We start from the raw sequence: 6000 nt of genomic DNA, 5'->3' as shown, positions 1-6000 counted from the left end.
TTCGGGCACTGCCTGCCGGCCCTGACGGTGCCGCTCGGGGTGCCCGCCGTCCTCGACGCCGACGCCGCCACCCTCACGGTCGAGGTCCCCGCCCTCGGCTGACCGGCCCGGGAGGGCCTACGGCCTGCCCGGCAGCGGACTCGGCGTCCCGGTCCTGGAGCACGTGGGCTTCGGGCACTGCCTGCCGGCCCTGACGGTGCCGCTCGGGGTGCCCGCCGTCCTCGACGCCGACGCCGCCACCCTCACGGTCGAGGTCCCCGCCCTCCGCTGACCGGCCCGGGAGGGCCTACGGCCTGCCCGGCAGCGGAGCGGCCGCAGGCAGGACCACCTCGAAGCGGCACCCGCCGGGGACGTTGCGGACCGCCGCCCGCCCGTGGTGCGCCTCGACGATGCCGCGGACGATCGCGAGCCCGAGTCCCGCCCCCGCCGGAGGCGTCCTCGCCCCGGTGCCCCGCCAACCGGTGTCGAAGACCCGGGGGAGGTCGGCGGCGGGTATGCCTCCGCAGCCGTCCGTCACCGACACGACGACCGCCCCGGTCGCGCTGTCACGCAGCGCGGACACCGCGACGGTGCCGTCCGCCGGTGTCCGGTGGATCGCGTTGGTCAGCAGATTCGCCAGCACCCGCGTCATCTCGCGGCCGTCGACCTCGATCGGGACCCGGTCGACCCGCTCACCGACCAGCCGCACACCATGCTCCGCGGCGAGCGGATCCGCCCCGGCCATCGCGTCGCCGACCAGGTCGTACACCGACATGCGCGCGGTGCTGAGTGCCAGCACACCGGCCTGGATGCGGGAGAGTTCGAACAGGTCGCCGACCATCCCGCTGAGCCGTTCGACCTCCGCGCGGATCTGCCGGTGGTAGCGGGCGGGGTCCTCGGCTATCCCGTCCTCCAATGCCTCGGTCATGGCCCGCAGCCCGGCCAGCGGAGTGCGCAGGTCGTGCGAGATCCAGGCGACGAGTTCACGCCTGGACGCTTCGAGCGCACGCTCCCGGTCCCTTGACGCCTCCAGCTTGGCGCTGGTGGCGGCCAGTTCCCGGCCGAGCTCCGCCAATTCCGCCGTGGGCGCGCCCGAGGGCGCGGCGAAGGCGTCGCCGTCGCCGAAGGCGCGGGCCGCCGCGGTGAGCGCCCGGCTGCCGGCGACCACGGTGCGGCCGAGGAGCAGCGCGACTGCGAGGGAGACGACCGCGGCCATCGCGCACACGGTGGTGACGACCCCCAGGTCGTGCTCCGACAGGAACATCGCCCACGCCACGGACAGCGTCCCCGCCAGCATCGCGCAGACGGCGACGGACACGACCACGGCGAGTGACAGCGCGACCGAGCGATGGCGCAGCAGCCGCAACGCGGCGGCACCGAGCAGCCCGACGGCTGCCGCGCCCATCGAGGCATACGCGGCGATGACCAGGAGGCTACGCATCGGCGGCACCGTCCTCCGCGGTCCCGGGCTCACCGGGGTCGAAGCGGTAGCCCGCGCCCCACACCGTGCTGATCAGCCGCGGCCTTGCCGGGTCGTCCTCGATCTTCTCGCGCAGCCGGCGCACGTGCACCGTCACCGTGGACAGGTCGCCGAACTCCCATCCCCACACCCGCCGCATCAGCTCCTCGCGGCCCAGCACCCTGCCCGGGTGCCGCAGGAGGAAGGCGAGCAGGTCGAATTCGCGGATGGTCAGCGGCAGCTCCACCCCGTCACGCAGCGCGCGGCGGGCGGCCGGGTCGAGGGCGAGCGGCCCCGACCGCAGCCATGGCCCGGGTGCGGGCTGCGCGCCCGCGCGGCGCAACACCGACTCGACCCGCAGGACCAGCTCGCGCGGTGAGAAGGGCTTGGTCACGTAGTCGTCGGCCCCGACCTCCAGGCCGAGGATGCGGTCGTCCTCGTCACCCCTGGCGGTGAGCATCACCACCGGCAGCGGGCCGTCCTCCCGTATCGCGCGGCACACCTCGAGCCCGTCCATGCCCGGCAGCATCAGGTCGAGCACGACCAGGTCCGGCCGTGCCGCGGCGGCGCGGGCGACCGCGGTCGGGCCGTCGGCGGCACGCTCCACGGCGAAGCCGGCCCGGTCGAGATAGCCCGCGACGACCTCGGCGACGGTCGGATCGTCGTCCACGACGAGGATCCGCCGGCGCGGCGGCGGTACGGACACGGATGCGGTGCTCATGGGAACGAGTCTGGCACCCGCCACTGACAGTGACCACGGACCGGTGGCCCGCAGCCCTCGGCGTCCGTGTTTCGTAAGAATCTCCCGGTCCGTGCCGGGGCGCCGTCGACAGCCCGCCCGCGCGGGCCCGCGCTTCGGCATTTTTGTCGACATGTCGGTATGTTCATGCGACACCGGCCGCCCGCGTCTGCCGTAGGCCCCCGGCGCGGGCGCCCGGATGCCCGGACACCCGCCGGTCCGCCCGCCCGCCGTGTGGTGCGAGCCGTAAGGCGTAGGCGGCTTCGTCCTGCTGCTGCCCGTGCTGCCCGGCAATGTGGCCGGTCCGGTCGCCCGCGTGGCCGCCGCGGCAGTTGTGAACTGCGGTGCGGCGCTTCCGTACCGGGACGGGGGCGGTCCGCGTAACAGCCGCGGTAGCACCGTTGACACCTCCGCGGCGGCGTGTCGTACTAACGGGATCGAACTCGATGTCGTGATGCGGCCCCGGCCTTTTGCGCCCGGGCTCCTGGGGGATTGCGGTGGCGAGGATGGCGGGGATGCTCTACCCGACGACCGATGAAGTGACTGCGGGTGCTCGGGCGCTGACCCTGAGCTACCCGGAGATCTGCCGGCTGGGGAGGGTCGGCAGATCGCGCGCGGGCCGTCCGCTGCTGATGCTGACGGTGGGTGAAGGCGGCCGCAACGTCCTGGTCGTCGCGGGCCCGCACGCCAACGAGGCCGCGGTGGGCGGTGCGACGGCGCTGCGGCTGGCACGCACCATCGCCCGGCAGCGAGCCCGCGGCGAGGACGACGGCACCAGCTGGCACTTCCTGCTGTGCATCGACCCCGACGGGGCCGCGCTCAACGAGCCCTGGCTGTCCGGCCCGTACACCCTGCGCGACCACTACGAGCACTTCTTCCGTCCCTGTACGGCAGAGCAGCCCGAGTGGCTGCCGCACGAAGGCGGCGACCGCTCCCCGGCGCTGCCGGAGACCCGCGCGCTGGTCGGTGTCCTCGACGACCTGCGGCCGGTGCTGCAGTGCTCGCTGCACGGCATCGACGTCGGCGGCAGTTTCGTCCAGCTGACCAGCGACGTGCCAGGTGTGCCCGAGCGGATCGGCAAGTCGGCGGCCGAGCTGGACATCCCGCTGGAGAACGGTTCGTCCGACGCCTTCCAGTGGCCGAGCCCCGGTCCCGGCGTCTACGTGATGCCGCCCTGCGGTGACCCGGCGGCCGGTGACGGCGCCCACTCCACCTGGGTGCACGCCAGCCGCTACGACGGGGTGACAGCGGTCGTCGAGGTCCCGATGTGGGCCTGCGACCGCAGCGCCGACACCGCCCCGCACCCCGATCCGGACAGTGCCCTGCGCACCGCGGGCGCCGCGCTGCGCCGCGACCTGCCCACCGTGGCCCGGCTGCTGGACGCGGTACGCCCGCAGCTCAGGGGCGTCGACTGCCCGCTGCTGCGCACCGTGCGCGAGCTGGTCGGCCTCGGACCCGCTCTCACCGCGGACTGGGACCCCGCCGTCCGCGCGCAGGACGCCGCACCGCTGCCGGACATGACCACCGCCCGGGTGACCAGCATCGAGGTCTACGCGCAGCGCATCCCGCTGCGCGCCGCCGCGATGCTCCGCCAGGTCGCGGACGTCCCGCTGGTCGCCCGGCTCGTCGACAAGTGGTGCGAGGCGTACGAGCGCGCCTACCGCCCGCGCTGGGTGCCCGTCACCGACCAGGTCGAGCAGCAGGCCCGCAGCGTCCTCGCCGTGTACGACGAGCTGCACGCCTGACCGCGGTTGCCACCGTCACCCTTGTGGAGCAGCACCCGCCCGCACCCTCCGGCTTTCCCGGGGATCATGGGCCGCACGGGGCCGGCAGCCGACAGCGGGAGGCGTCATGACGTCCGAGAAGACAGCCGGCGGCGGTCTGCGCGAGCGGATGACGCCCGGTCGGATCGTCGTCCTGGTGCTCGGCCTGCTCGCGCTGGTCTTCGTCTTCGAGAACACCCGTGACGTGCGGATCCGGCTGATCGGCCCCGAGGTCACCATGCCGCTGTGGCTCGCCCTGCTCATCACCCTCGTCATCGGCTGGCTGTGCGGGCGCTTCCTGCGCGTCTCCCGCAAGCGCTAAGGGCCTGTCGTTTGGATCTCCGCGGCGTCGCGACGCCCGGCACGCGCATCTTCCCCCTGCCTTCGGCGGGAGGTGCCCCCAGCGTTGTCGTCGGTCGACGACTCCCCCTGGCCTGGCGGCCGGGAGGTACCCCCACCGCGTCGCCTCCCTCCTCCGCCTTGCATCTGCACGCACCGAACGCCGCTCCTTGCCCCACGGAGATCCAAACGACAGGCCCTGGCGCCGCCCCATCGACCTCGGGGGATCCCGGCGGATCAGCGTGCCGCGTCCGGCTCCTGCGGGACCAGTGACTTGCCCAGGCAGATGCTGAGGTCCTGGTCGCGGTAGTAGCCGAACTTCTTCACCGGCACGTAGCCGCACGACTCGTAGAGGGCTATCGCCTCAGGCTGCCGCTGCCCGGTCTCCAGCACCATCCTGGTCCTTCCGGCCGCTGCCGCGCTGGACTCCAGCTCGGCCAGGATCGCCCTTGCCAGACCCCGCCCGCGCGCCTCGCGGACCACGAACATCCGCTTGATCTCCGCGTCGCCGTCCTCGTGCCCGTCGGGCGAGGTGTCCTGCGCCCGCCAGCCGCCGCTCGCGACCGGCTCGCCGGAGGCGTCGTAGGCCACCAGGTAGAGCCCCCGCGGCGGGTCGAAGTCGTCCGCGGCCATCGGGGTCGCGTCGCCGTCGCCGTAGCGCTCGGCGTACTCCTGCTGCACCAGGTCGTTCAGCCGTGTCGCGGCCGGTTCGTTGTAGCGCGTCTTCCTGATCTCCACTGCGCCATCCTACCTGGTCAGCCCCCCTGCGCCTCGTACATGTGTGCGACGTGGTTTCCGGGTGCCGCGCCGCTGCGGGTATCGTCCGTCGGGTGCTGACCGTGACCTCTGTGAACGTGAACGGACTGCGGGCCGCCGCGAGGAAGGGCTTCCTGCCCTGGCTTGCGGAGACCGCGGCCGATGTCGTGTGCCTGCAGGAAGTCCGCGCGGAGCCCGACCAGCTTCCCGTCGAACTGCGCGACCCCGAAGGCTGGCACGCCTACCACGCGCCCGCGGCCACCAAGGGCCGTGCCGGGGTCTCGATCTACTCCCGCAGGGCGCCCACCGCCGTCCGCGTGGGTTTCGGCTCCGCCGAGTACGACGCGTCCGGCCGCTACATCGAGGTCGACCTGCCCGGCGAGGGCGCGGCGGCGGGGCTCACCGTCGGCAGCCTCTACCTGCCCACCGGCGAGGCGGAGACCGAGCGGCAGACGGCGAAGTACCGCTTCATGGCGGAATTCCGCGCCCACCTCGACGCCCTGCACGAGCGTGCGGAGAGCACCGGCGGCCATGCCCTCGTCTGCGGCGACTGGAACATCGCCCACCAGGAAGCCGACCTGCGCAACTGGCGCGGCAACCGCAAGTCGTCCGGTTTCCTGCCCGAGGAACGCGCCTGGCTCACCGATCTGCTGGACCCGGCGACCGGCTGGACCGACGTCGTCCGCCGCCTGCACCCCGGCGTCGACGGCCCTTACTCGTGGTGGTCCTTCCGCGGCAAGGCGTTCGACAACGACACGGGATGGCGCATCGACTACCAGATGGCCACCCCGAAGCTCGCCGCCGCGGCCACGACAGCGACGGTGGAGCGCGCCCCCACCTACGCCGCCCGCTGGTCCGACCACGCCCCGGTCACGGTGACCTACACCGCCTGACCTGGTCGGCCGCCGCCCGGGCGGTGGCCGACCGGCGGCGCCGCGTTCCCGGCACCCGCCGTGTCCTGCCGC

At 73.7% G+C, this 6000-nt stretch carries 6 protein-coding genes and 1 pseudogene; 4 read left to right on the top strand and 3 right to left on the bottom strand.

The genetic code is table 11. The features are described 5' to 3' along the window. Positions 1–102 (top strand): annotated as a pseudogene (locus ACGFMP_RS35720) (LD-carboxypeptidase); the annotation flags it as partial. 184 nt (positions 103–286) lie between these two features. Here the strand turns inward: ACGFMP_RS35720 and ACGFMP_RS35715 are convergent. Then, positions 287–1420, bottom strand: a complete 1134-nt coding sequence (locus ACGFMP_RS35715; RefSeq protein WP_393678034.1) for a sensor histidine kinase — start codon at positions 1418–1420, stop codon at positions 287–289. Then, on the bottom strand, positions 1413–2159 hold the full coding sequence (locus ACGFMP_RS35710; RefSeq protein ID WP_393678032.1) for a response regulator transcription factor: 747 nt from the start codon (positions 2157–2159) through the stop codon (positions 1413–1415). The genes ACGFMP_RS35715 and ACGFMP_RS35710 overlap by 8 nt, the downstream gene beginning before the upstream one ends. Before the next feature lie 533 nt (positions 2160–2692). On the opposite strand from ACGFMP_RS35710, the gene ACGFMP_RS35705 reads away from it, so the two are divergent. Beyond that, positions 2693–3922, top strand: a complete 1230-nt coding sequence (locus tag ACGFMP_RS35705) for a M14 family zinc carboxypeptidase (protein WP_393678030.1) — start codon at positions 2693–2695, stop codon at positions 3920–3922. 106 nt (positions 3923–4028) lie between these two features. Then, positions 4029–4262, top strand: a complete 234-nt coding sequence (locus ACGFMP_RS35700; protein ID WP_393678028.1) for a DUF1049 domain-containing protein — start codon at positions 4029–4031, stop codon at positions 4260–4262. Positions 4263–4516: 254 nt separating this feature from the next. On the opposite strand, the gene ACGFMP_RS35695 is transcribed toward ACGFMP_RS35700, so the two are convergent. Next, positions 4517–5017, bottom strand: coding sequence for a GNAT family N-acetyltransferase (locus ACGFMP_RS35695; RefSeq protein ID WP_393678026.1), 501 nt, complete (start codon positions 5015–5017; stop codon positions 4517–4519). Positions 5018–5109: 92 nt separating this feature from the next. Between ACGFMP_RS35695 and ACGFMP_RS35690 the strand changes: the two genes are divergently transcribed. Then, positions 5110–5928: an exodeoxyribonuclease III gene (locus ACGFMP_RS35690; protein WP_393678024.1), complete on the top strand. Its 819-nt coding sequence runs from the start codon at positions 5110–5112 to the stop codon at positions 5926–5928. Positions 5929–6000 lie beyond the last annotated feature (72 nt).

The sequence above is a fragment of the Streptomyces sp. NPDC049040 genome, assembly GCF_043197715.1.
Classification (GTDB): domain Bacteria; phylum Actinomycetota; class Actinomycetes; order Streptomycetales; family Streptomycetaceae; genus Actinacidiphila.
This window is presented reverse-complemented; position numbering and strand designations above follow the sequence as displayed.